The organism is Micromonospora sp. NPDC047620 (assembly GCF_043205005.1).
Lineage (GTDB): Bacteria > Actinomycetota > Actinomycetes > Mycobacteriales > Micromonosporaceae > Micromonospora.
In genome coordinates, this window is record NZ_JBIDDG010000039.1 from 27,817 (window position 1) to 49,816 (window position 22,000).

The following is a 22,000-nucleotide window of genomic DNA, read 5'->3' on the forward strand; positions in this document are numbered from 1 at the left end:
TCATGCTCCCAAGCGCTTGTGGTGCAGTTCGATGACGTGCGGTGCGAGATCGAGTACGGCGCGGGCTTGCTCGACGGTGTCGGCGACGGCGATGAGGTGTCCGTAGCGGGACAGATAGCCGCGTGGCGGCAGCGCCATCTCCTGCCCGGGTGTGGCGGTGGCGACGGCGGCGTGCATCGACGGGGTCATTCGGGCGGTGTGCACGGTGACGTCGAGGACCTGGCAGTCGTGCGGCGGGTAGAGGAAGCGGATCGCAGCCACACGTCGTGTGGTGGGGGTTAGGTCCGGTGCGGCACCGGTCGCGACGGCGCCGGCGACGGCCGTGAGATCGATGCCGGTGGCGAGTTGACCGAGGTACGGGATGAAGTCGCCGCCGAGGCGAGCATTGACCTCGACCAACCGTGGGCCCTGGGGGGTGAGTCGGAACTCGGTGTGGGTCATGCCGTGGGTGATGCCGAGGCCGGCGTGCACCCGATCGAGATGGTCGCGCAGCGTCTCGTCATTCAGGAGTGGGTCGGCGGCGTCGACGACGTGACCGGTCTCCTCGAAGTACGGATCCATGCCGATTTCTTTGCGTGCCAGCACGAGCGGGCTGACAACGCCGTCGACGACAACGCTGTCGACGCTCACCTCGGGCCCGTCGAGGTACTGCTCGACCAGCACGTCGCTACCGTCACGGACGACGCCGGGGAACCGGACGGCGTCGGCGTTGTGGTAGGCCTGCCGCAACGCCTCGGAATCGTCGACGCGGACGACGCCGATACTGCCGGCAAGCCTGCGTGCCTTGACCACCACCGGGTAGCCGAGCCGCTCGGCCGCGGCTTGGGCGTCGTCGACGGTGTTGACCGGTACCGACTCGGGCTGCGGCACTCCAGCGGCCCGCAGGACGGCCCGCGTTGTCGCCTTGTCCCGACACGCGGTGATCGCTGACGGCGCGCTGGTGACCAGATTGAGGCGCTCGGCGGCCTGGGCGGTCGCCTCGACCGACCATTCGTCGTAGCTCAGCATTCCGGCTAGCCGGCCGTGCTGTCCGGGGATCCCGGCGGCGGCTTCGGCCAGCGCGACGGGGTCTCGGGTATCCACGAGCGTGGAGCCGACCAGATACGGACTCTGCCAGGTGGGTGCGATCGAATCGAGCAGCCACAACCGGTATCGGCGGTGCAGCCCGGCGACCAGATATTCACGGTAGCGGCGGTCGCCGCTGCCGACCAGCGCCAGCAGGGGCGTCAGCTCACCCCGACCGGCTTCGGTGTCGGCATCGGCGACCTGCCCATCACCACGTCGGCCGCCGTCGGGAACATGGTGATGCAGCTGTGGTTCACTGCGTACAGTCGGGCCGTGCCCTCCCTGGCTCGGGTCACGAACCCCACGGCCAGCAGCGTCTTCAGGTGGTGCGAGACCGTCGACTGGCCCATGTCCAGATCCTCGACGATCGTGCCGACCGAGACCGGGCTGGTGCAACGGCTGAGGTAGCTCAGAATGATGATCCGGGTCGGGTCCGACAGCGCCTGGAACCAGCGGGCGTAGGTTTCGGCGGTCTCCCGGTCCACCGCCAGCGGGACGTCGGTACGGCTGCTCGACACGGTGTCTCCCTCGCGTGGCTAACCCCCCGGACGGCGTGGTCTGCGTCGCGGTGGTTCGCCCAACGCTACCTGGATCATGTCGACTAGACGACGGGGCTGTCATCGGCAGTGGCAGGTCGTGCCGGCTTACGGGCGCGGATGATGGCCGAGTGCAGCCCGTCGGTTGCCTCCTGGATGAAGGTGATCTCGACGTCCCGCAGGCCTGCGGCCGTCAGCTGCTCCCGGTATTCAGTGACGGACAACGCCCCGGCGACGCATTCGGCGAGGCTGCCACGGGCGGCCCGGTCGGCGCTGGTGAGTCGGTCTTCGGCAACCACGTCCGTGACGCCGATGCGTCCACCGGGCACCAGCGTGCGGCACATCTCCCGGAACACGGCCGGCTTGTCGGCCGACAGATTGATCACACAGTTGGAGATGATCACGTCGAGGGTGTCAGCGGGCAGGGGAATAGCCTCGATGACGCCTTTGAGTAGGACGATGTTGTCAATCTCGGCGTCGGTGATGTTGCGACGGGCGACGGCCAGCATCTCCTCCAGGAAGTCCAGCCCGTAGACCTGGCCATCGGGACCGACACGACGCGCGCTGAGGATGAGGTCCAGGCCCGCGCCGGAGCCGAGGTCCAGCACGGTCTCACCCTCACGGAGCTCGGCCACCGCAGTGGGGTTGCCGCAGCCCAGGCTAGCCAGCAGTGCGGCGTCGGGCGCCTCACCCGGTCCGATGCCGGTGTAGTTGGCCGCGCCGAAGGTGTCGTCGAGATCCGGCGCGCAGCAGGCTTGTCCGGCCGCGGCGCTGGCCGCCTTGTCCCGGTAGTACTCCTGCACCTCCTGCGGGGGTGCGGCGGTATCGCTCATTGCTCGGGCTGCCCTTCTGCGTTCGTTAGCCGTTGGAACAGCAGGCGCTACCGCCTGCCGGGAGGGTGATCAGGGCCCGGCCGCCCACGGGCGCAACCGGTGCGTTGAACGCGACGCGGCGGGCGGCACCGAATGCGTCAAGCAACTCGGCGACGCGAGGGCGCAACGCCTGGTCGGCGAGCACCATTACCGTCGTGATCTCCCGTGATTGGCAGCCGCGTAGCGTCTTGGCCTCATGCGCGCCGGCACCGAACTCCACGGTACGCAACCCTTCGGCATATGCGTCGCGCACCGGGGCGTTGAGCACCAGGGCGAAGTAGATCCCACTGCGCTCGCCCAGACGTTGGTAGTCAAAGCCGGCCCACTTGGGCAACAGGTGGTGGCCTTTGCGGAACACGACGCAGGAGGCGACAACGTCGCCGTCGAGGCTGCCGAGGTAGGCGCGCAGGTCGACACCTGCGTCGAGCAGGACGGTGAGCATGGTGGCGATATGCTCGGGCCGCTCGCCGGCGCCGTTCTTCTCGCGGTTGAGGCAGGTCAGCTCGGCGATGCGGGCGGCGTACGGTCGGATCGCCTCGCCGTCGACGCGCTGAATTCGTATCCCGGTGGCTGCGGCGCGGCGCGCGTCGCCGGTGATGCGTTGCCGCTTCTTCGCCGGCAGGTTGGTCAGGTGGCCATCCCAGGAGCCGGCGTCGAGCCGCACGTAGTCCTCAAAACCCCAGAACGTGGCGTGTCCGCCGGTTCTCTCGAGGGCGGCCACGAGTGAGTCGTTGCCGGCCCGAGCGCAGATCCAGGGTGCGACGATGCTGCGGATGCCGGCAGCGAAGGCGGCGGGCACGAGCTTGTCGACCATCGCGGCGAAGAGGGTCGGGGTCCAGAAGTTGTAGGCGACCTCGGTGCGGTAGCCCAGTGGGGAACCCAGTAGCAGGGCCGGGAAGAACGCCTGGGGGTCGAGCGCGTCGATCTCAGCGGTAACGGTAGCCGCGACATCCACGCCGCAGCACACGGTGTCTCCGGTCGGAGGCTGCCAGCCCAGGTAGGTGCGTGGGTCGTGGTCGACGGCCGGGTCGGCGGTCAACACATACCCGGGAAGCAGCGCGAGTTCGCCGCGGGCCCGCGTGGCGATGGTGTGCCACGGCTTGGCTTCCGGCATGGCCTGCTCATTGGCGGCCAGAAACGGCGGGCTGACGTATGGCCAGGCGTCGGTAAGTGCGTCGAGCTCCTGTGCCCAACCCATCTGCGGCAGCGGCTGTCCGGTGGTCACCGTGAGCCGATGGGACCCGCTCATCGCGATCCTTCCTTCCCGCTCAGCACTTGACGCAGCAGCGCCCGGCACCGACGCCCTCAGCCTCGCTGCGACGTTGCCGCCACAGCTCCTCCACCCGCCGGTCGGGGTGGGTCCAGTCGAGATGAAAGCCGCGATCGACAGTGGGGACATCCTGCACCCACGGGGAGGCCAGCAGCGGGGATCCCTTGAACAGCAACAGTCGCGTCTGCAGGGCGGTGGGTTCGACCACCCGCGCCAGGCCGGTCTCGACGAGGAAGTCCTCGAAGGTGAGCAGCTCCTCGTAGCGGATCCACGGAGTGAACGGGATGAACGTGGGGTTGAGCTCGAAGCCGATGCGGGCAGCCTCGGCGATCGCGGCGCGCATGTGCGCGACGTCGATGCCCTTGTCGAAGATGCGCAGGATCCGGTCGGAGGGAAACTCCAGGGCCGAGGTGACCCGGCGCAGTCCCAGCGACACGAGTTCCTCGAGCAGTTCGGTGTAGTCCAGGATGTGATCCACGCGGGTGGTGAACTCGAACGTCGAGCCGGGGAACTCCGCGCCGATGCGCCGGATCGCCTCGATGCCCAGGGTCCGGGAATTGAAGAACTCCGCGTCGATGAACAGGAAGTGCCGGATGCCCTCCTCGGCGAGCCGCCGTGCGTCGGCGAGGACGGTGTCGAGTTCGTAGGCCGCCACCCCGCCGTCGTAGGCGCCGTACACCGAGCAGTAGGTGCACTTGTGGTGGCATCCGCGGGAAACCTCGATGTTGCCCATCAGCCCGTACGGGGTGTGGTGGGCCGGATAGTGCACCACCGACGGGAACAGGTCGCGGGCCGGGGCGGTCGTTCCGATGCGTCGCCGGGGCGGCCGGGGCGCGATAGCGTGTCGGGTACGCAGGGCGGGCACCTCCGTCAGCGGAGTCTCCTTGGCGGCGGCGGCGCACAACTGCGGGGCGATCCGCTCCGGCTCGTCGAAGACGACCGCGTTGACGGTCTCCAGAAACGCCGAGCTGTTCATCTGGGCGTACTGGCCGAAGGCCACGATGGGCGCACCGGGATGCTCGGCACGCAGCGCGCGAGCCAGATCGACGCCCCGATGCAGCCCCTCGAACTGCTGCACCGACAGCAGAATCATGTCGACGTCGTCGCGCGGGCGCAGGTCGGGAAACTGGTGGGCGTCCCACCCGATGACGTGGGCACCGTGCTCGCGCATCGCGGCCGCGGCGAACGCCGAGGCCAGGGGCTGGATCTCGGCTTCAAAGGAAGAGACCACCATGATCCGGGGGTTGGGCATGACGTGTCCCTTGGGTCGGCGACAGCGAGTGATCCAGCGCGCACGGCCACCATGACACTCTTCACCAATCCATGTCAATAGACCGATCTAGCGCCACCTCTCCGAGGCGACGTGGCCCTCATCTGCGGCAAATGGTCACGTCGCGCCCAGGGTCGCTGATTGTTGATTTGCCGCGCCAAATTGGCATACATGTGGGGCGATCGAGCTAGACATTGACAGAAATGAATAGACGGTGAACACTGTCCGGTCATCAGCCGAACGCGGGGAGTTCGTAATGACCGTCGCCATCATGATCATGCTCGTCGGTCTCGCCGCAGCCAACGGCGCCAACGACGTGTCGAAGGGAGTCGCAACCCTCGCCGGCGCCGGTGTGGTCGCCTATCGCACGGCGATCGTCTGGGGCACGGTCACGACGTTGGTAGGCGCGCTCCTGTCCATCCAACTCGGCCGCAACATGGGATCTCTGTTCTCCAAGGGGATTGTTGACGCGACCCCGACAGCCGCCTTCGCGCTCGCCGTACTGCTGGGCACAACATCGTGGGTCGGGTTGGCCAGCCTGTTGAGGCTGCCCGTGTCCACCACCCATGCCATCGTCGGCTCGCTCGTCGGCGCCGCTCTGGTGCTCGCCCCGTCCGCCGTGCAGTGGCAGGGTGTGGCGCGCAAGGTAGTGCTGCCGTTGCTACTGAGCATCGTCGTGGCCTACACCATTTCCGTCGTGCTGGGCCTCATTGCCAAGCGGATGCTCGGCCGCGATGACCAGCGGCCCAAAAGCAGGGTGCACGAACCGGTGCCCGTCGGATCCGGCGGCGCCTCCGCCGCATCGAAGGCCGAGCCGACGGTGGCCACGCCGGCGCGAAGGCGAGTAACCCAGGACCGCGTCATCTCCCTGCTGCACTGGGCGTCCAGCGGTGCCACCAGCTGCGCTCGCGGCCTCAATGACACGCCGAAGATCGCGGCAATTGGCGGGTTCGCTCTGCTGCCCGCCGGCTACTCCGCAACCGCGATCAGCGTCATCGTGGCCGCCGCGATGGCCGTCGGCTCACTGGCTGGTGTCCGGGTCGCCCGCCGCCTGGGCAGCAACGTGCTGAAAATGTCGCACACCGAAGGATTCACCGCCAACCTCACCACCGCCGGGCTCGTCGGCGCCGGTGCCCTGCTGGCGTGGCCGATGTCGACCACCCAGGTTTCCACGGGCGCGATCGTCGGCTCGGCCGGTGGCCAGCTCAGCCGCCTGTCCGGGCGCACCCTGCGGGACTTCGCGATCGCCTGGCTCATCACACCGGTCTTCGGTGCTCTGGTCGCGGCTGCGGCCTACGCGGTTGCCCGCTGACAAGCGCCGCGCCGGCTGGCGGGAGCGGCCCGGGCCTTGGCGGCGCATGCGATGTTTTCGGCCGGCCCGGGCGCCCGCAGGGTTCCCGCCTCGTCGCAGCCGGACACCAGGGCGGCGCCATCATCCGGTACGCAACGACGACAGGTGACGCTCTATCAATCATCGTTGGTGATTGATAGAGTGCGCGTGGCGGCGATCCACCGCCGACGTGCGTCCTTCGAGGAGAAGCCGTGAACGACGTCGTTGAGATCGTGCGCCTCACGCTTTACTACGTGGTCCACCTGGCGATGTGGTTCGTCCTAGCGATCTTCATCAGCGCCATGGTGGACCTGCTCTACCTCGACATCGTGGCACGCCGTAGCCTGCGCCGACGCAAAGGATGGGTTGGCGTTGTCGCCGCAGCAGCCGTCGGAGCCTTCAGCCCTTTCTGCTCCTTCATCGTCATTCCGCTCATCCGTAAACTGCTTGCCAGCGGTATACCACTATCGGCGGTGATGGCGTTCTGGGTGGCCTCACCCACCATGGACCCTGAGATCTTCGCCATGACAGCAGCCCAAATCGGCATGCCGCTCGCAACCGCACGCCTGGTCGGGGCGGTGCTGCTCAGTCTCGGCGCCGGGTTCACCGTGCTGCTCATGGAACGCCGCGGGATGTTCAAAAACGTGCTGCGCACCACACGCTTCGACGACCGGACAGAGCCCCGGGTCAAAGACGCTCAACAGGAGGAAACCCAACCGGTGCTCGTCGGGACGGGTACCGGACAACCGGCATCGACTCAACCCGCTCCACAGCCGCCAACGACCAGCGCCGGACAGCCGCAGGAGCCCGATGACGATGACGACCTTGCCTGGTGGCCGACGGCCAAGGCCAGCCTGCGCAGCGGGAGAAACTGGCGCATCACCTTCCGCAACATGGGCCGGGACACCATCGACCTCGGCAAGTGGCTGCTCCTGGCATGCCTCATCGAGGCCCTGGTCGTCATGTACGTTCCGGAAGACCTGGTCGGCGGGCTTTTCGGAGCGTCCCCCTTTATCGCCATTCCACTCGCCGCGTTCATCGGTGTGCCGCTCTACATGAACGGCGTCGGTGCCATCCCCATCGTTGATGGACTCCTCGCCAAGGGCATGTCCGCCGGAGCCGTCGTGACGTTCCTGCTCGGCGGTGCGGTGACGACCGTCCCGGCGATGGCCGCGGTCCGAAGCATCGTCACCAACCGTGTCTTTCTCATGTACCTCGGCGTCAGCGTCATCGGCAGCATCCTGATCGGATTCCTTGCCGAGATCTTCCTCTGACCGGCACCCACCCGCTCCGCCGTCGGACACCTTGCTGATCCCGCACCAGGGCACTCACCACGGGTCTGCAATGACCGGCCCGGTTCGGGCGGGTTTCCCCTGCGTCACCCGGCATTCGCCGGACGGGCCATGCACGATCGCCTTGGCCTGCCGTGCCGGGACGTGGAGGCACCGCAACGAAGCAAGCGAGGCTGAGCGGCAGGCGAAGGTCAGGTTCCATGCCGAGACCGGATTCTTCCCGGGCCGGGCAGGTGGTCGCGTGGGCCCTGGGTGCCCTCGTAGCGGTGGCGCCGCAGGTCACCGGCTTGAGGTTGGGGCTGCCCAAGTGCCACCGGCCGTGTCAGCGGTCGGATGAAGCGATGTCTGGCCGGAGGGGTGACGGCGGACGTGGCAGCAGTGGCGGGTCGGGTCAAGCGGTGGGACGCAGTTCGGTGAGGAGCCTCTCGACGCGGGTGCGGATCTCGTCGCGGATCGGGCGTACGGCGTCGATGCCCTTGCCGGCAGGGTCTTCGAGCTTCCAGTCCTCGTAGCGCTTTCCGGGGAAGACGGGGCAGGCGTCGCCGCAGCCCATGGTGACGATGACGTCAGACGCCTCGGCCGTCTCGTATTCGAGGCGCCTGGGGGTCTGATCGGTGATGTCGATGCCGACTTCGCGCATGGCCTCGACGGCGGCGGGGTTGATCTGGTCGGCGGGGGCGCTGCCGGCGGAGCGGACCTCGACGGTGTCGCCGGCGAGGTGGCGCAGCCAGCCGGCGGCCATCTGGGAGCGGCCGGCGTTGTGGACGCAGACGAACAGGACGCTGGGCTTGTCGCTCATGAGGTGCCTTTCACGCAGTGCGAGTTGTAGGGCCGGGAAACTGGCGTGCCGCCGGGTCGAGGAACCGCTTGCTGTTGCGGTCGTGCGTCGGGTAGCGGCCGGAATCGCTGCGGCGGTCGACCATGCCCGGGGGTGTCACGAGCGGCGGCTGAGGGCAAGGTCCTCGTCAGTGGGGACGACGACCTGATCGGCGGCTTCGGCGGAGTCAGGGTAGAGGGCGGCGAGCAGGCCGACACCGACGGCGAGGCCGACGAGCTGGGCTAGGACGAAGCCGGGCAGGGAGGTGGGGGCGATGCCGGCGAAGGTGTCGGTAAAGGTGCGGCCGATGGTGACTGCCGGGTTGGCGAACGAGGTGGACGAGGTGAACCAGTAGGCGGCGCCGATGTAGGCGCCGACGGCGGCGGGTGTGACGGGGGCGCGGCCGGAGCGGGCAAGAGCGAAGATCAGCAGGATAAGGCCGGTGGTGGCGACGACCTCGCCGAGCCACAGGTTGGCGGCGGCGCGGTCCTTGCCGGAGAAGTCGACGGCGGCGAGGTCGAACATGAGGTTGGCCAGCACCGCACCGGCGATCGCGCCCAGGACCTGAGCCGCGACGTAGCCGCTCAGGTCGCGGGCGGTGAGGCCGGTGCCGGCTCGGCGGCCGAGGAGCCAGTCGGCCGCCGAGACGACCGGGTTGAAGTGAGCCCCGGAGACCGGGCCGAACATCAGGATCAGCGCACCGAGGGCGAACGCGGTGGCGATCGAGTTCTCCAGCAGCTGGAGGCCGATGTTGCCGGGGGAGAGGACGGTGGCCATGATGCCGGAGCCGACCACGGCGGTGACCAGCAAGGCGGTGCCGACGAACTCGGCCAGAAGGCGCCGCCGGAGTGCGATGGTCATCAGTGTGTTCTCTTTCATGATGCGAGGGGCGCCGGTGGGCGGGGCATGACAGTTTGCGGTTGGTGACGTTCAGCTCGTCGGCGAGTCGGCGTAGCCCAGCGCCATCTGGGAGCGACCGGCGTTGTGCGTGCACGGGAACAGCGCGACCGGCCGGCCGTCGCGTTGGTCATGGACGACCTTCGGGCAGGATGGCGGGGGCGAGCCGGTCGACCCGTTCGGCGAGGTCGGCATAGGCGGCTTCGAAGGCCTCGTCGGTGTCTACGCGTACCGGGTCGGGAACGGACCAGTGCAGGCCGGACCAGACCGGACCGGTCAGTTCCTCGTGGGCGTTGTCGCACACGGCGACCACCAGGTCACCTCGGCGGACGACGTCGGTGACGTGGGCGGTGGCGGCCGGGTCGAGGTCGAGGTGGTGGCGGTGGGCCACCGCCACAGCGCGAGGGTGCACCCGGGCGGCGGGCTTGGTTCCGGCGGAGGCGACCTCGCTGTTTTCGCGCTGCTTCCACAAGGCGGCGGCCAGTTGGGAGCGCGCCGAGTTGTGGGTGCACACGAACACCACTCGGCCGACGCCGGTCAGGCGTGGAGTGGCGAGGACGGCAAGCGCCTCGGGTCGTAGCCGCAGGTAGGTGCGGCGGCGGTCGCCCTCGGAGCGGCCCTTGACGACCAGGCCGGAGTCGGTGAGGACCTTGACGTGGTGGGCGACCAGGTTCGTCGGCATGTCGAGGGTGTGGGCGATCTCGCCGGGGGAGGCGTCGCCCAGGGCGAGTGCGTCCACGATCGCCAGGCGGGCCGGGTCGCCGAGCGCGGCGTGGATCCGGGCGCGCCGCGCGAGGGAAGAAGACTCAGCGTTCATTGACTCAATTATCGCTGAGCTACCTTGCGGAGTCAAGCTGATCCCGCGGAGGGGCGTCCGACCTGAGGGTTCGGGCTGATCAGCAGCAGGTCGTCAGGTAGGAGTGCAGGTCCGCCAGAGCGGCGCGGGCGCCGTCGCGGTCGGCCCGGTAGAACACCGTCTTTCCGTCGCGGCGCGAGGTGACCGCCCCGCCGCGCCGCAGCAGCGTCAACTGCTGCGACGCCGTGGCCTGGCTGATGCCGATCCGCTCGGCCACCTCGCCCACGGACATTTCGGCGCCGCGGGCGAACAGCAGCATGATCCGCTGCCGGGTGGGGCTGCCGAGGGCCTTGAGGAAGTCCTGCGTCTGCGGCGCAAGACCCGGCGCGGCGGCGCTCTGCGGCCCGGTCGACTGGTCGGCGGCGGTCTGGCTCATGGTTACACCTTTCCTCTTCGCTCTCATATTGTCATTCAACAAAATCTCGATATGATCGCCAGCGTGACCGCTCAAGCTGATCCCGTGATCATCATCGGCGGCGGCCAGTCCGGCCTCGCTGCTGCCCGCGCCGCCCTCGCCGTCGACCTGCGTCCGGTTGTCCTGCACGCTGGCGAGTCCCCGGCTGGTTCCTGGCCGGACTACTACGACAGCCTGACCCTGTTCTCGCCCGCCCGCTACAGCGCCATGCCCGGGATGGCCTTCGACGTGGACCCCGACCACTACCCCCACCGTGACGAGGTCGTCGCCTACCTGCGCCGTTACGCCGGCACTCTCGACGCCGAGATCCGCACCGACGTACGCGTCGCCGAGGTCCACCCGCGAGACGGCGGCGGATACCTCGTCCGCACCGACGCCGGTGACCAGATCGCCGCAGCCGGTGTCGTCGCCGCCAGCGGATCCTTCGGCAACCCGAACCTGCCCGACCTGCCCGGGCGGGGCAACTTCACCGGCGAACTGGTGCATGTCGCCGACTACCGTCGGCCCGGCCCCTACGCCGGCAAGCGGGTCATCGTCGTCGGGGCGGGCAACTCTGCTGTGCAGGTCGCCTACGAGCTCGCGGCGCACGCGCACGTCACCCTCGCCACCCGGGAAGCCGTCCGGTTCCTGCCGCAGCGCATCGGCGGGCGCGACCTACACCACTGGCTGCGCGTTAGCGGCGCGGACCGCCTCCCTCGGCGCATCCTCACCCGCCTGATTCGGCGCGCCACCGTGCTCGACACCGGTGTCTACCGCCGGGCCGTCACCTCCGGGCAGATCGCGCGCCGGGGCATGTTCACTGCCTTCACCCCCGACGGCGTCGTCTGGGGCGACGGCACCATCGAGCCCGTCGACGCGGTCATCTTCGCCACCGGCTACCGCCCGGACCTGGGCTACCTGAAGCCCCTCGGCGCCCTCGCGCACGGTATGCCCCGGCAGGTGGGCGGACTCTCCACCAGCCATCAAGGGCTGGCCTACGTGGGGCTGGAGTTTCAGCGATCCTTCGCCTCGAACACGCTGCGCGGCGTCAGTCGCGACGCCACCCACGTGATGCGCGCCCTCGCTGCGCACCTGTCCGGGCGCCGCAGGCCGCCGCGCCTGGCAGGTGTCCCGGCCTCCGCTCGCACGGCTGGCGGATTGCGCTGACCGCCCAGCGGCGGGTCACGCGCGGCGTCGGGTGGCGTTATGACTCGGCTGGTTCGACGGTGAGTAGAGCCGCCAACTGGCGCAGGATTCCCGGACGTGCCCGGTAGTAGACCCAGGTGCCCCGCCGCTCGGCGTCCACTAGGCCCGCCTCGCGCAGTGTCTTGAGGTGGTGCGAGATCGTCGGCCCGGTCAGGTTGAACGCCGGCGTCAGATCGCACACGCACGCCTCGCCGCCCTCAGCGGAAGCGATCATCGACATCAGTTGTAGCCGCACCGGGTCGCCGAGGGCCTTGAACGCGGGCGCGAGGACGGCAGCCGTCTCGGCCGGAACCCGGCGCTGCGCCAGCGGGGGGCAGCACGGCGCATCGGCGTCGAGGAGGAGCCGCGCCTGTTGCTTCGACATGCCTCTAGGTTGACATTTCTCTAATCAACATGCAACCGTCTGCTTAGACGGACGTCAAGACAGGCGTCCGGAGGAAGGGGAAACACCATGCTCGGCTCTAACCGCCGTGCACCAGCACCTCTCGCCGGCATCCAGTTCTGCGACTCCTGCGCCCAGGTGTCCACCACCGCCGATCGTGCGCAGCGCCGCTACGACCGCGCCCGCACCGCCGTCTACACGATGATCAGCCCTCGCTGACGAGAGGACCTGTGATGAGCGAGAGCACCCAGACCACCGGCGGTTTCGCGGGCGACCCGGCCGCCGCACTGTGGGTCACCGGCTCCGGAGCCTGCTGCGGCAGCCCCGCCCAGGCCGTGGGCTCGATCCTGCCGCCACCCGGCGAGGCCGCGAGCGCCGGCCCATGCTGCGGCACGCAGGTGGCCGCGCAAGCCGCCGGCTCGTGCTGCGGCACACAGGCCAAGGCCGACGCCGTGGCCACGGGACAGGGGTGCTGCGGATGACCCTCCCAAACGACCTCGCGATCCTTCTCGGCGAAGTCAGTGCCGACCGGATGGCCGCGACCGTCGCCACCCTCGCCTCCGACCGCATGGCAGGACGGCGGGTCGGATCAGCCGGCGGCGCGGCAGCCCGCGCGTGGCTGATCACGCAGCTCGACGCTATCGGCGCCGTGGTCTGGACTGAGAATTTCCAGGTCCGGGCGGTGCCACAGGTGTATGAGGCGGTGACGGCAACCTGGGGCGACGCAAACCGCTCCACCCGGCTGGTCTTCGGTCGGCAGGTCGCGATCCATCCCGCCTCCGTCGACGCCGCCGAGACCCGCCGCAGCCGGCTCGGCGTCGCCGGCACCCACGACCCTGCCGGGCGGTGGCTCGTGGTGCCGGCGGAGATGAGCCTGTTCGACGCCTACCAGGACACCCGCGACGCAGCCGGGTTGCTCGTCCGTCGAGCTGTCGACGCCGACGGCTGGCAGTTCACCACCCTTGCCGGACCGGACCCGGGACCGCTGCCCGTTCTGACCCTCGACCCAGACACCCACCGCACCGTCCTCGCCGCCGCAGCCGGCAGCCCCAGCTGGTTCGCCGGCGCCACGCCACTTCGCCGCGACGACGTCACCGGCACCAACATCCACGCCCAACTCCGGCAGGCCGTTCCCGGCGGGACGGAGCTGCTCCTGACCGCCCACTACGACGGCGTCGGCGACCACCCCGGGCTCCGTCACCCAGGAGCCTCGGACAATGCCAGCGGCGTCGCGGTGGTCCTCGAAGCTGCGCGCATCCTCGCCCGCGGACTTCCCGACGGCGTCGGGCTCTGCGTCGCCCTGCTCGACGGCGAGGAGGTCGGGGCGCTCGGCTCGGCCCACCACGCCGCGCAGCTGCGCGATCTGGGCGCCGCACCCCTGGTGGTCAACGTCGACGGAGCCGGCCGCTTGGATGGGTCTGCGGCGGTCGAGGCCGGTGGTCCCGCCCACCGCCTCCTGGCTCTGCTCGACCAGGCCGGCCGGTACACCGGCGTCCCGCTCGCTGCGGGACCGATGGCTTCGGACAACCGCCGCTACGGCGGAGCCGGCCTCGCCGCCGTCGGCATCGGCGCAGGAATGGGCGGCTACCACAGCCCTGCCGACACCCCCGACCGCGTCGACGCCGCCACCTTGACCGCGATCGCCCGCCTCGTCGTCACCACCGCCCACCTGGCAGGGGCGGCTCCTGTTAGGCCTTCATCGCCAGCCGGCGATAAACGCTAGGAGGGGTGGTGGTGGGCGAACTGCTCGACCGGGCGACCGCACAGACCTACGCCTCGTGGTTCCGAGTCCCGGAGAACAACGCCAGTCTCGCCCTGCGCCAGCATGTCGGTTTCCGCGTCATTGGCACCCGCGAGCGGATCGGACGGCACTACGGTCGGTGGCGCGACGTGGTCCTGCTCGAGCGCCGCAGCCCCGTCATCTGAATTCCCTTGGGCTTTGCCCGCCCCGGCACAACTACACCTTCTTGATTCGATATTTATCAATACAGAGGAGTTTCTCGATGAGCGTCCGGAACGAGCTGCCCGTCGTGGTGATCGGCGCAGGCCCGGTGGGCCTGGCCGCCGCCGCCCACCTGTATGAGCGCGGCCTGCCCTTCCTCGTCCTGGAGGCCGGAGACACCGCTGGCGCGGCAGTGCGGCAATGGGGGCACGTGCGGGTGTTCTCCCCGTGGCGGTACAACATCGACCCGGCCACGCGCCGGCTACTCGACAAGGCCGGCTGGGTCGCCCCGGCCGAGGGTGCCCTGCCCACCGGCGCGGAACTGCTCGCCGACTACCTCCGGCCCTTCGCGGGACTGCCGCAGATCAAGCCCCACCTGCACTACGGCGCGCGCGTCGAGGCCATCAGCCGCCTCGGCCTGGACCGGCTGCGCACTGCCGGCCGCGAGCAGACGCCGTTCCTCATCCGCCTCGCCAACGGTGACGAAATACTGGCCCGTGCCGTCATTGACGCATCCGGCACCTGGGGCACCCCCAACGTCCTCGGTGCCTCCGGCCTACCCGCCCGTGGGGAAAAGGACGCCGGCGCGTACCTGGAGCACGCCCTGCCGGACGTGCTCGGCACGGACCGGGACCGCTTCGCCGGCCGGCACACCCTCGTTGTCGGTGCCGGCCATTCCGCCGCCAACACCCTGCTCTCCCTGGCTGAGCTGGCCGCTGCGGAGGCGGGCACGGAGGTGACCTGGGCGATCCGCTCGGCGAGCCCGGCCCGCACCTACGGCGGCGGCGACGCCGACGCGCTGCCCGCGCGCGGCGCACTCGGCTCCCGGCTGCGTGAGCACGTCGACGCCGACCGGATCCGGCTGCTCACCGGCTTCTCCGTCCACGCGGTCACCCCAACCGACGGCCGCGTCGCCGTGCTCGTCCGCCACGCCGACGGTAGCGAGGAGCAGGTGATCGTCGACCGGATCGTAGCCGCAACCGGCTTCCGCCCGGACCACTCGATCGCCGCCGAACTACGGCTCGACCTGGACCCGGTCATGGGCGCCACCCGGGCACTCGCCCCGCTGATCGACCCGAACGAGCACTCCTGCGGCACCGTCCCCCCGCACGGCGTCGACGAACTCGCCCACCCCGAAGCCGGCTACTACGCCGTCGGCATGAAGAGCTACGGCCGCGCCCCCACCTTCCTCATGGCCACCGGCTACGAGCAGGTCCGTTCCGTCGTCGCCGCCCTCGCCGGCGACTGGACCGCCGCCCGCGACGTCCAGCTCGACCTCCCCGAAACCGGCGTGTGCAACAGCAACCCCGCCGACCCGACGGGCACCGACAGCTGCTGCGGCACCACCCCGGCAACCCAGCCGGCCGGCAGGGGCCTCGCCACCGGAATCTCCGGCGGCCTGCTGCCCACACCGCTGAACCTGATCAGCCTCGACACCCCGACCAGCGGGTGCTGCGCCAGCTGATGACCACCTCCACGATGGCGCCCGCCGACCCGACGGTCGGCGGGCGCCGCGGGTGGCGCATCGTCGCCGCCCTCGCCATCACCTCGACCATCGGCTACGGCACCCTCTACTACACGTACGCAGTCCTGCTCGGCCCAATGGCGGCCAGCCTCGGCGCCTCCACCACCGCAGTCACCGGGGCACTCACCGCCAGCGTCCTCGCCGGCGCCCTCATGGCCATCCCTGTCGGACGGTGGCTCGACCGGCACGGCGGACGCGCCCTCATGACCGTCGGCTCCATCACCGCAACCGCACTGCTGATCGCCTGGTCCCAGGTCCAAACTGTCGGGCAGCTCTACGCCGTCATGATCGGCATCGGGATCACCGGCGCCATGGTCCTCTACGAACCCGCCTTCGCCGTCATCGTCTCCTGGTTCACCACCGACCGACGCCCCACCGCACTGCTCGTCGTCACCGTCGTCGCCGGGTTCGCCAGCACCATCTTCATGCCCCTCACCGGCCTGCTCTCCGGGCAGCTCGGCTGGCGCGGCGCGCTGCTCACGCTCGCCGCCGTCCACGGCGTGGTGACCATGCCACTACACGCCCTCACCATCCGCAAACCGCCGCATGCCAGGACACGCAGCCCCGCAACGCGACCGGACCACACCCTGCGATGCATCGCGGTACGCGCCGCGAACCGGGACCCCCGGTTCTGGATCCTCGCCGCCGCTCTCATCGCCCACGGCGCCGCCACCAGCACGATCGGCGTCCACCTGGTCAGCTACCTCATCAGCCGCGGCCACCCCGCCACCTTCGCCGCCACCGTCGCCGGCCTGCTCGGCGTCCTGTCCGTCACCGGACGACTCGTCCTCACCGGCGCCCGACGTCGGCTCCCGGTCACCACCATCGTCGCCATCGTCTTCGCCATCCAGGCCGCCGCCGTCCTCGCCATGCCCCTCACCGCAGCCAGCCGGGTGGGTGCCATCATCACCGTCATCGGATTCGGGCTCGGCTTCGGCATCGCCAGCCTCGCCACCCCCGCACTCCTCGCCGACCGCTACGGCACCACCGCCTACGCCACCATCGCCGGACGACTCGCCGCCCCCGTCACCACGGCCAAGGCCACCGCGCCCCTGCTTGCCGCCACGCTCCTACCGCACGGCGGCTGGCACCTCTTGCTCGCCGCCGTCACCACCGCATGCCTTCTCGCCGCCGTCGGCATGCGGGCCGTGGGGGAGGGCAGGAGCGGCAGCGGCGGGCACCGCAACCAGCCCGTCTGACCACGTCCGTGTGCTCCCAGATCGGCTCCCGCAGCGCCTCGACGTCATACCGCCGCTGGACTGCCTCGCGCTCGCTGTCCAGGCGCTGCACCCCGGCCTGTCTGGCTTCGACATTCGAGCGGACGGTGCTGCCAGGGCGAACTGCCTGTAGGGAGCGGTCACGGGCGGGTCGCGGCCACCACGGTGTCCAGGGCGTCGACCGTCTTGTCCCGCACCCGGACCGGACGGCGGGCCGTCTCGGCCCGGCTGATCTGCATGCCGGGCAGCTCGGCGACCACCATCTCCGGCGTCGGCAACACGGCGGGATCCTGCGGGCCGCCGGTGCCGGCGCTGAGGTTGGCCAGGTCGTGGCCGACGAGGACGAACGACCCGCCATGGCGTACGGCGGTGGCCGCGTGCCGCAGGACGGTGGCCAGGTCGGGGCGGGGCAGGTGCAGGTAGGCGATGAGGACCAGATCGTAGGCGCCGGCTTCGGGCGGGTAGGTGGTGACGTCGGCGACCTGCCAGTCGATGTCGACGCCCCGTTCGCGGGCAAGGTCCTGGCCGCGTCGCACGGCCACGGCGGAGAAGTCGACGGCGGTGACCCTCCATCCGCGTTCGGCCAGCCAGACCGCGTTGCGGCCTTCGCCCGCGGCCAGGTCGAGCGCCCGGCCCGGCGGCAGGTCGGCGGTCTCCTCGACGACGAACCGGTTTGGCTCGGCGGTCCAGACAAGCTCGGGGGCTTCGGCGTAGCGGGCATCCCAGTCGGCACTGTCCACGTTTCGGCTTCCTTCGGTTTGGTGGCGTCTTCCGCCTCCCAGCGTCGCCGGCAGGTGGGGTGTGAGCGGGTCTTTCCCAGGCTCAGCCGTGGGCGGAGGTGCGTGAGTGTGAGCAGGTGGTCTCATGTACGGCGATCCCCGCGGCTGTTGCGGTCGTGGCCAGGGGGAACATCAGCAGCAGGGCGACGGCGGCGGCACCGAGCAGACCCCGTGCGGTCGACCTGGGTGGGGCGGGGGTGAGTAGTCGGCGCACCCGGTCAACGGCGGTGCCGCCGGCGCCGAGGGCATGACCGGGGGTGGTGTCGGCGAGTCGGACGATGGCGGCGGCGACGGTGTGGCGGCCGTGCTGTGCGCCGGCCCGGTCGTCGGCGAGGTGCTCGACGAGGCGGCGGACCTCGTTCTCGGCGGTGCGGGCCAGGGGCAGCCCGGGCAGGGCCCGGTGAAAGGCCGCCGCGACGGCCACGAGCAGGTGGTGACGACCGCGTAGATGGGCGCGTTCGTGCCGCAGCACCGCCTTGAGTTGCTGCGGGGTCAGCGCGTCGAGCGCGCCACGGGTGACGACAACGTGTCCGGGTCTGCCGGGCAGGCAGTAGACCATTGGCGTGGCGTGCTCCACCACGGTGCAACCGCCGGTCGGTCCTGGTCGGGACACGGGGGACAGCGCCGCCAGGTGGTGCCGCCGCCACCGTCGGGCCGCGTGGAGGGTGGCGACCGCGCTGACCGCGAGGCGGGCGGCGAGCACGGCGGTGGCGGCAAGGGCGAGCGCGGCGAGAGTCCCGTTGGGAGCGCCGAGGCGGGCCAGCGCGCGGGCGCAGGCCTCGACGACGCCGTCGAGGCCTGCGGCGAGCGCGGCTGGCGGCACGGCGACGAGCAGTCCGGCGCTCAGGACGGCTCCGGTCGCCGAAGCCAGAGCACCGAGCCACAGGCCGACGGCGACCCGTGGGGCGGCCCGACTCCAGGACCGGGCGGCGATGGCACGTGGCGCAGCCACGGCGACGGCCAATGCCCAGACGAGCAGGAGAAGACTGATCACGCCGACTCCTGCCGGTCGTGCAGGATGGCGCGTAGCAGGGCCGCCTCCTCGGGGCTCATGGTGTCGACGAACCGGGCGAGGGCGGCATGCTGGTCGCTGGCGGAGGAGAGCGCGTCGGCCATCACCTGGCTGACGTGTTCCTCCCGGCTGATGCGGGGCCGGTAGCGGTAGGCGCGGCCGACGAGGTCCCGCTCCGCCCAGCCCTTACGGTGAAGATTGTCCAGGACCGTCATCACCGTCGTGTAGGCCAGGCCCTTGTCGGCGAGCGAGTCGACCATCTGCCGGACCGTGAGCGGAGCATCCACCGCCCAGAGCCGGTTCATCACCTCGGACTCCAAGGGGCCGAGGGAGCGTTCCGCGCCGCGGTCACGGCGCCCGGGCCTGATCACCGCTCGACCCTTGTGCCCGACGCCGGCACCGGGCACTGCCGTTCACCGAGCAGCCGCCGCCGCAGCGCCCAGCCGAGCAGGACGATCGAGGCGGCGGCCAGTAGCGGTTGGGCCGGCGCGAACCAGTTCATCGCGCCGCTGGTGCCGAGCGCGAGCAGCACCAGTTTGTTGCAGACCGGGCAGCCCACCGCCAGCAGTGACAGCACACCGCCCACCGCGCCCACCCGCTGCTCCGCGCGAGGGGGCCGCGTCGTGTCCGCCGGCCGGACGTAGGTGGCCAGCAGCAGACCCGACAGCGCCGCCGTGACGACCAGGACCGGCCAGGCCCACCAGGTCACCGGAACGCTGCGGCCGAACAGGGGCGTGTCTAGCAGGTCGGTCGGCACGGCGATCACCACCGCGGTGACGACGCCACCGACCACCGCGACGACCAGCCGGCGCGGCGTCCAGCTCCGCATGGTGGTCCTCCTCACCTCCGTACGAACCAGCATAGTACTAGGGTGGATAGTACTAGGACGGATAGTAGAAGTGTCCAGGGAGCAACCATGAAGCCCTCCGCCCGTTCCGCTCCGCGTCGGCCCGTACGCCGCGCAAGTGGGCCGCACGCCATCCGGCATACCGCTGGGTGGCTCGGTCCGGTGCTGGTCATCGCCGCGGTCGCCGTGCTGATCGTGCTCGGCCGGCCGTCCTCCGACGCAACGCCGGCCGCGCCCGGCGGACAGGCGGCAGGCTCCGGGGAGGAACGGGAGAACCCGTTCGCCGGGCTGGCCCGGCGGACACCGGGAGACCCGGTGGCACTGGGTGAGCCGGACGCGCCCGTCGTGATGCTGGAATACTCCGACTTCCAGTGCCCGTTCTGCCGACGGCACGCCCGGCAGGTCGAACCCCGGCTGATCCGCGAATACGTCGACAAGGGGCTGGTCCGCATCGAGTGGCGGGACCTGCCGTACCTCGGGCCGGAGTCCCGGGACGCCGCAGCCGCCGCCCGCGCCGCCGGCGCACAAGGCAAGTTCTGGGAGTACCACCACGCGCTGTACGCCGAGGAACGGCGGGTCAACAGCGGGAGCCTGGACGACGAGGCGCTGCGCGCCACCGCCCGCGAGCTCGGGCTGGACCTGGCGCGCTTCGACGCCGACCGTGCCTCCGCGGTCACCACAGCCGCGATCGATCGGGACGAGCAGGAGGCCACGTCGATGGGGATCACCGGCACGCCGGCGTTCATCGTCGGCGGCACCCCAATCATCGGCGCCCAGCCGTTCGAGGCGTTCAAGCAGGCCATCGAGAAGGAGCTGGAGCTGGCGCGATGAGCGACGTCGGCTACCTGGCCGCGCTGCTCGGCGGGACGCTCGCCTTGCTGAGCCCGTGCAGCGCGATGTTGTTGCCGTCGTTCTTCGCGTACGCGTTCGGCAGCCCCGGCCGCCTCGTGGCACGCACCGGCGTGTTCTACCTCGGGCTCGCCGCGGTCCTGGTGCCCCTCGGCGTCGGTTCCTCCGCCATCGCGGGCGTGTTCTTCCGCCACCGCGACACCCTGATCCTGGTCGCGGGTTGGGCGATCATCGCGTTGGGCGTCGTACAGCTGGCCGGACGCGGTTTCGCCTTCGGGCCCGCGCAGCGCTGGCTGGGCCGGCTGACCGGAGACTCCCCGGCCTCGGTGTTCGCGCTCGGCGCGGTCTCCGGGCTCGCCGGTTTCTGCTCCGGGCCGATCCTCGGCGCGATCCTCACGGTCGCCGCCACATCCGATCAGCCCGCTTCCGGTGGGGCGCTGCTCGCTGTCTACGCCCTCGGCATGACCGCGCCGTTGCTGCTGCTCGCCTTGGTCTGGGAGCGGTGGCGCATCGGGCAGCGGCGGTGGCTGCGGGGCCGGGGCCTGACGGTGGGCAGGTTCCGGGTGCACAGCACCTCCTTCGTCTCCGGGCTGCTGTTCATCGCGCTCGGCGCGCTGTTCCTGGTCTTCGACGGCACCGCAGGGCTGGCCGGCGGCCTGGGCCTGACCGACGTCGAGGCTGCGGCACAGGAGTGGGTGACCAGCACCCTCGGGTCCGTGCCGGACGAGGCGATATTGCTGCTCGTCGCCGCCGCGGCGCTAGCCGTCCTGCTCCACCGCCGACGGCGGAACGTCTCGGACCAGGCCATCCGGCAGGAGACCCCGACCAGGCCCCGCTTGTGACATGCGGGGCCTGACGCGAAGGGCGATCACGGCAATCGACGACGAGGAACCGATTACCGCGGCCCTGCCGGCGGCGATCCAGACCTTGGGCGAGTCGGTACGACAACTGACGGCCGAGTTCGGTTTCCTGCGCACACCCGCTGGTGGTCGTCGCGATGAAGTCGTTCGCCGGCCTGGCCGGCTACCTGTCCAACGTGCACATCAGCTGGGGGCTGGCGCTCGCGGTCACCGCGGCCGCTGTGGTCGGCAGCTTCCTCGGTGGGCGGCTCGCCGGACTCCGTTGGTGGCGGTGCTCTGGGGAGGAGTTAAGCCGTGATCTTCGCGGCACTCGCGTCGGACGATTCGGGGACGGCCACGGGGACTCATTCGACGACCACCAGGCTTCTGGTGGCCACCGTGCAGTCCGCAGCCAGGTATCAGATGCTGCACCGGGGTACGGCTGGACTGCTCGTCGCCGACGAGGTGCACCGGTACGGGGCGAAGACGTTCTCCTGGGCACTCGAGCCAGAGTTCGGTGCTCGGCTGGGGCTGACGGCGACGTACGCCCGTGAGGACGACGGTTTGGAGGAGCACCTTGAGCCCTACTTCGGCGGCGTGGTCATGGGCTGCAGCTACCAACGTGGCCTGGTCGACGGGATCCTTGCGCTCTTTCGCGTAGGGTTCCTCGGCGCCGATTTCACCGTGGCGGAACGTGAGCGGTACGACTTCTACAGGGATCACCCTCAGGCCGTCTTCTTTTGCGGCCCAGGAGGCCGGACGGTCAGTGCTCTACGAGTAGGCCGTCGCCGGCCAATACGAGA

The 22,000-nt window shown here is 70.3% G+C and carries 24 protein-coding genes and 2 pseudogenes; 12 read left to right on the forward strand and 14 right to left on the reverse strand.

Features of this window, described 5'->3' with window-relative positions; translation table 11 throughout:
* The 5 genes from ACGF5C_RS30800 to ACGF5C_RS30820 form a co-directional block, all read right to left on the reverse strand.
* Positions 1-1,083, reverse strand: a complete 1,083-nt coding sequence (locus ACGF5C_RS30800) for an ATP-grasp domain-containing protein (RefSeq protein ID WP_393307290.1) — start codon at positions 1,081-1,083, stop codon at positions 1-3.
* Positions 1,084-1,226: 143 nt separating this feature from the next.
* Entirely contained in the window at positions 1,227-1,583 is a 357-nt protein-coding gene (locus ACGF5C_RS30805; RefSeq protein ID WP_393307291.1) for an ArsR/SmtB family transcription factor, read from the reverse strand.
* An 83-nt stretch (positions 1,584-1,666) separates the two neighbouring features.
* On the reverse strand, positions 1,667-2,434 hold the full coding sequence (locus ACGF5C_RS30810; protein WP_393307293.1) for a methyltransferase domain-containing protein: 768 nt from the start codon (positions 2,432-2,434) through the stop codon (positions 1,667-1,669).
* Between the two features lie 25 nt (positions 2,435-2,459).
* Complete coding sequence (locus tag ACGF5C_RS30815; RefSeq protein WP_393307295.1) at positions 2,460-3,698, reverse strand: GNAT family N-acetyltransferase; 1,239 nt, start codon at positions 3,696-3,698, stop codon at positions 2,460-2,462.
* 43 nt (positions 3,699-3,741) lie between these two features.
* The gene (locus tag ACGF5C_RS30820) at positions 3,742-4,995 is read right to left on the reverse strand and encodes an RCCLKC-tail radical SAM protein (RefSeq protein ID WP_393307297.1); all 1,254 of its coding nucleotides are present in this window, start codon (positions 4,993-4,995) and stop codon (positions 3,742-3,744) included.
* Positions 4,996-5,269: 274 nt separating this feature from the next.
* Between ACGF5C_RS30820 and ACGF5C_RS30825 the strand changes: the two genes are divergently transcribed.
* Together ACGF5C_RS30825 and ACGF5C_RS30830 are read left to right on the forward strand one after the other, a co-directional pair.
* Positions 5,270-6,325: an inorganic phosphate transporter gene (locus tag ACGF5C_RS30825; protein WP_393307299.1), complete on the forward strand. Its 1,056-nt coding sequence runs from the start codon at positions 5,270-5,272 to the stop codon at positions 6,323-6,325.
* A 230-nt stretch (positions 6,326-6,555) separates the two neighbouring features.
* Positions 6,556-7,617, forward strand: coding sequence for a permease (locus ACGF5C_RS30830; protein WP_393307301.1), 1,062 nt, complete (start codon positions 6,556-6,558; stop codon positions 7,615-7,617).
* A gap of 409 nt (positions 7,618-8,026) precedes the next feature.
* Here the strand turns inward: ACGF5C_RS30830 and ACGF5C_RS30835 are convergent, their stop codons facing one another.
* The 4 genes from ACGF5C_RS30835 to ACGF5C_RS30850 form a co-directional block, all read right to left on the reverse strand.
* A complete protein-coding gene (locus ACGF5C_RS30835; RefSeq protein WP_393307303.1) occupies positions 8,027-8,434 on the reverse strand; it encodes an arsenate reductase ArsC in 408 nt (135 codons plus the stop codon).
* A 135-nt stretch (positions 8,435-8,569) separates the two neighbouring features.
* Positions 8,570-9,313 (reverse strand): MIP/aquaporin family protein, encoded by a 744-nt coding sequence (locus ACGF5C_RS30840; RefSeq protein WP_393307305.1) that lies wholly within the window; start codon positions 9,311-9,313, stop codon positions 8,570-8,572.
* A 166-nt stretch (positions 9,314-9,479) separates the two neighbouring features.
* Positions 9,480-10,166, reverse strand: coding sequence for a helix-turn-helix domain-containing protein (locus ACGF5C_RS30845; RefSeq protein WP_393307307.1), 687 nt, complete (start codon positions 10,164-10,166; stop codon positions 9,480-9,482).
* Positions 10,167-10,245: 79 nt separating this feature from the next.
* Complete coding sequence (locus ACGF5C_RS30850; protein WP_393307309.1) at positions 10,246-10,581, reverse strand: ArsR/SmtB family transcription factor; 336 nt, start codon at positions 10,579-10,581, stop codon at positions 10,246-10,248.
* 63 nt (positions 10,582-10,644) lie between these two features.
* Between ACGF5C_RS30850 and ACGF5C_RS30855 the strand changes: the two genes are divergently transcribed.
* The gene (locus ACGF5C_RS30855) at positions 10,645-11,766 is read left to right on the forward strand and encodes a flavin-containing monooxygenase (protein ID WP_393307311.1); all 1,122 of its coding nucleotides are present in this window, start codon (positions 10,645-10,647) and stop codon (positions 11,764-11,766) included.
* A 37-nt stretch (positions 11,767-11,803) separates the two neighbouring features.
* Here the strand turns inward: ACGF5C_RS30855 and ACGF5C_RS30860 are convergent, their stop codons facing one another.
* Positions 11,804-12,169, reverse strand: coding sequence for an ArsR/SmtB family transcription factor (locus ACGF5C_RS30860; RefSeq protein WP_393307313.1), 366 nt, complete (start codon positions 12,167-12,169; stop codon positions 11,804-11,806).
* A gap of 87 nt (positions 12,170-12,256) precedes the next feature.
* Here ACGF5C_RS30860 and ACGF5C_RS30865 point away from each other — a divergent pair, with 87 nt between their 5' ends.
* The 6 genes and pseudogenes from ACGF5C_RS30865 to ACGF5C_RS30890 all read left to right on the forward strand — a co-directional run bounded on the left by ACGF5C_RS30865 (position 12,257) and on the right by ACGF5C_RS30890 (position 16,853).
* On the forward strand, positions 12,257-12,406 hold the full coding sequence (locus ACGF5C_RS30865; protein WP_393307315.1) for a hypothetical protein: 150 nt from the start codon (positions 12,257-12,259) through the stop codon (positions 12,404-12,406).
* A 14-nt stretch (positions 12,407-12,420) separates the two neighbouring features.
* Positions 12,421-12,669: a hypothetical protein gene (locus ACGF5C_RS30870; protein WP_393307317.1), complete on the forward strand. Its 249-nt coding sequence runs from the start codon at positions 12,421-12,423 to the stop codon at positions 12,667-12,669.
* Positions 12,666-13,910: a M28 family metallopeptidase gene (locus tag ACGF5C_RS30875; RefSeq protein WP_393307319.1), complete on the forward strand. Its 1,245-nt coding sequence runs from the start codon at positions 12,666-12,668 to the stop codon at positions 13,908-13,910. Before ACGF5C_RS30870 ends, ACGF5C_RS30875 begins: the two co-directional genes overlap by 4 nt.
* Positions 13,911-13,978: 68 nt before the next feature.
* Positions 13,979-14,113: pseudogene (locus ACGF5C_RS30880) on the forward strand (GNAT family N-acetyltransferase); the annotation flags it as partial.
* A gap of 77 nt (positions 14,114-14,190) precedes the next feature.
* Positions 14,191-15,594 (forward strand): FAD-dependent oxidoreductase, encoded by a 1,404-nt coding sequence (locus ACGF5C_RS30885; RefSeq protein ID WP_393307321.1) that lies wholly within the window; start codon positions 14,191-14,193, stop codon positions 15,592-15,594.
* A complete protein-coding gene (locus ACGF5C_RS30890; RefSeq protein ID WP_393307323.1) occupies positions 15,594-16,853 on the forward strand; it encodes an MFS transporter in 1,260 nt (419 codons plus the stop codon). The genes ACGF5C_RS30885 and ACGF5C_RS30890 overlap by 1 nt, the downstream gene beginning before the upstream one ends.
* 158 nt (positions 16,854-17,011) lie before the next feature.
* Here ACGF5C_RS30890 and ACGF5C_RS30895 read toward each other — a convergent pair whose 3' ends face one another.
* From ACGF5C_RS30895 to ACGF5C_RS30910, 4 genes are all read right to left on the reverse strand, one after another.
* Entirely contained in the window at positions 17,012-17,611 is a 600-nt protein-coding gene (locus ACGF5C_RS30895) for a class I SAM-dependent methyltransferase (RefSeq protein ID WP_393307325.1), read from the reverse strand.
* Positions 17,612-17,693: 82 nt separating this feature from the next.
* The gene (locus ACGF5C_RS30900) at positions 17,694-18,644 is read right to left on the reverse strand and encodes a M56 family metallopeptidase (protein ID WP_393307327.1); all 951 of its coding nucleotides are present in this window, start codon (positions 18,642-18,644) and stop codon (positions 17,694-17,696) included.
* Positions 18,641-19,033, reverse strand: a complete 393-nt coding sequence (locus ACGF5C_RS30905; protein WP_393307329.1) for a BlaI/MecI/CopY family transcriptional regulator — start codon at positions 19,031-19,033, stop codon at positions 18,641-18,643. The genes ACGF5C_RS30900 and ACGF5C_RS30905 overlap by 4 nt, the downstream gene beginning before the upstream one ends.
* Positions 19,030-19,491: a hypothetical protein gene (locus ACGF5C_RS30910; protein WP_393307331.1), complete on the reverse strand. Its 462-nt coding sequence runs from the start codon at positions 19,489-19,491 to the stop codon at positions 19,030-19,032. Before ACGF5C_RS30910 ends, ACGF5C_RS30905 begins: the two co-directional genes overlap by 4 nt.
* A 180-nt stretch (positions 19,492-19,671) precedes the next feature.
* Between ACGF5C_RS30910 and ACGF5C_RS30915 the strand changes: the two genes are divergently transcribed.
* The 3 genes and pseudogenes from ACGF5C_RS30915 to ACGF5C_RS30925 form a co-directional block, all read left to right on the forward strand.
* A complete protein-coding gene (locus tag ACGF5C_RS30915) occupies positions 19,672-20,340 on the forward strand; it encodes a DsbA family protein (RefSeq protein WP_393307333.1) in 669 nt (222 codons plus the stop codon).
* A complete protein-coding gene (locus tag ACGF5C_RS30920) occupies positions 20,337-21,200 on the forward strand; it encodes a cytochrome c biogenesis CcdA family protein (RefSeq protein WP_393307335.1) in 864 nt (287 codons plus the stop codon). Before ACGF5C_RS30915 ends, ACGF5C_RS30920 begins: the two co-directional genes overlap by 4 nt.
* A 137-nt stretch (positions 21,201-21,337) precedes the next feature.
* Positions 21,338-21,475 (forward strand): annotated as a pseudogene (locus ACGF5C_RS30925) (sulfite exporter TauE/SafE family protein); the annotation flags it as partial.
* Positions 21,476-22,000: the final 525 nt, after the last annotated feature.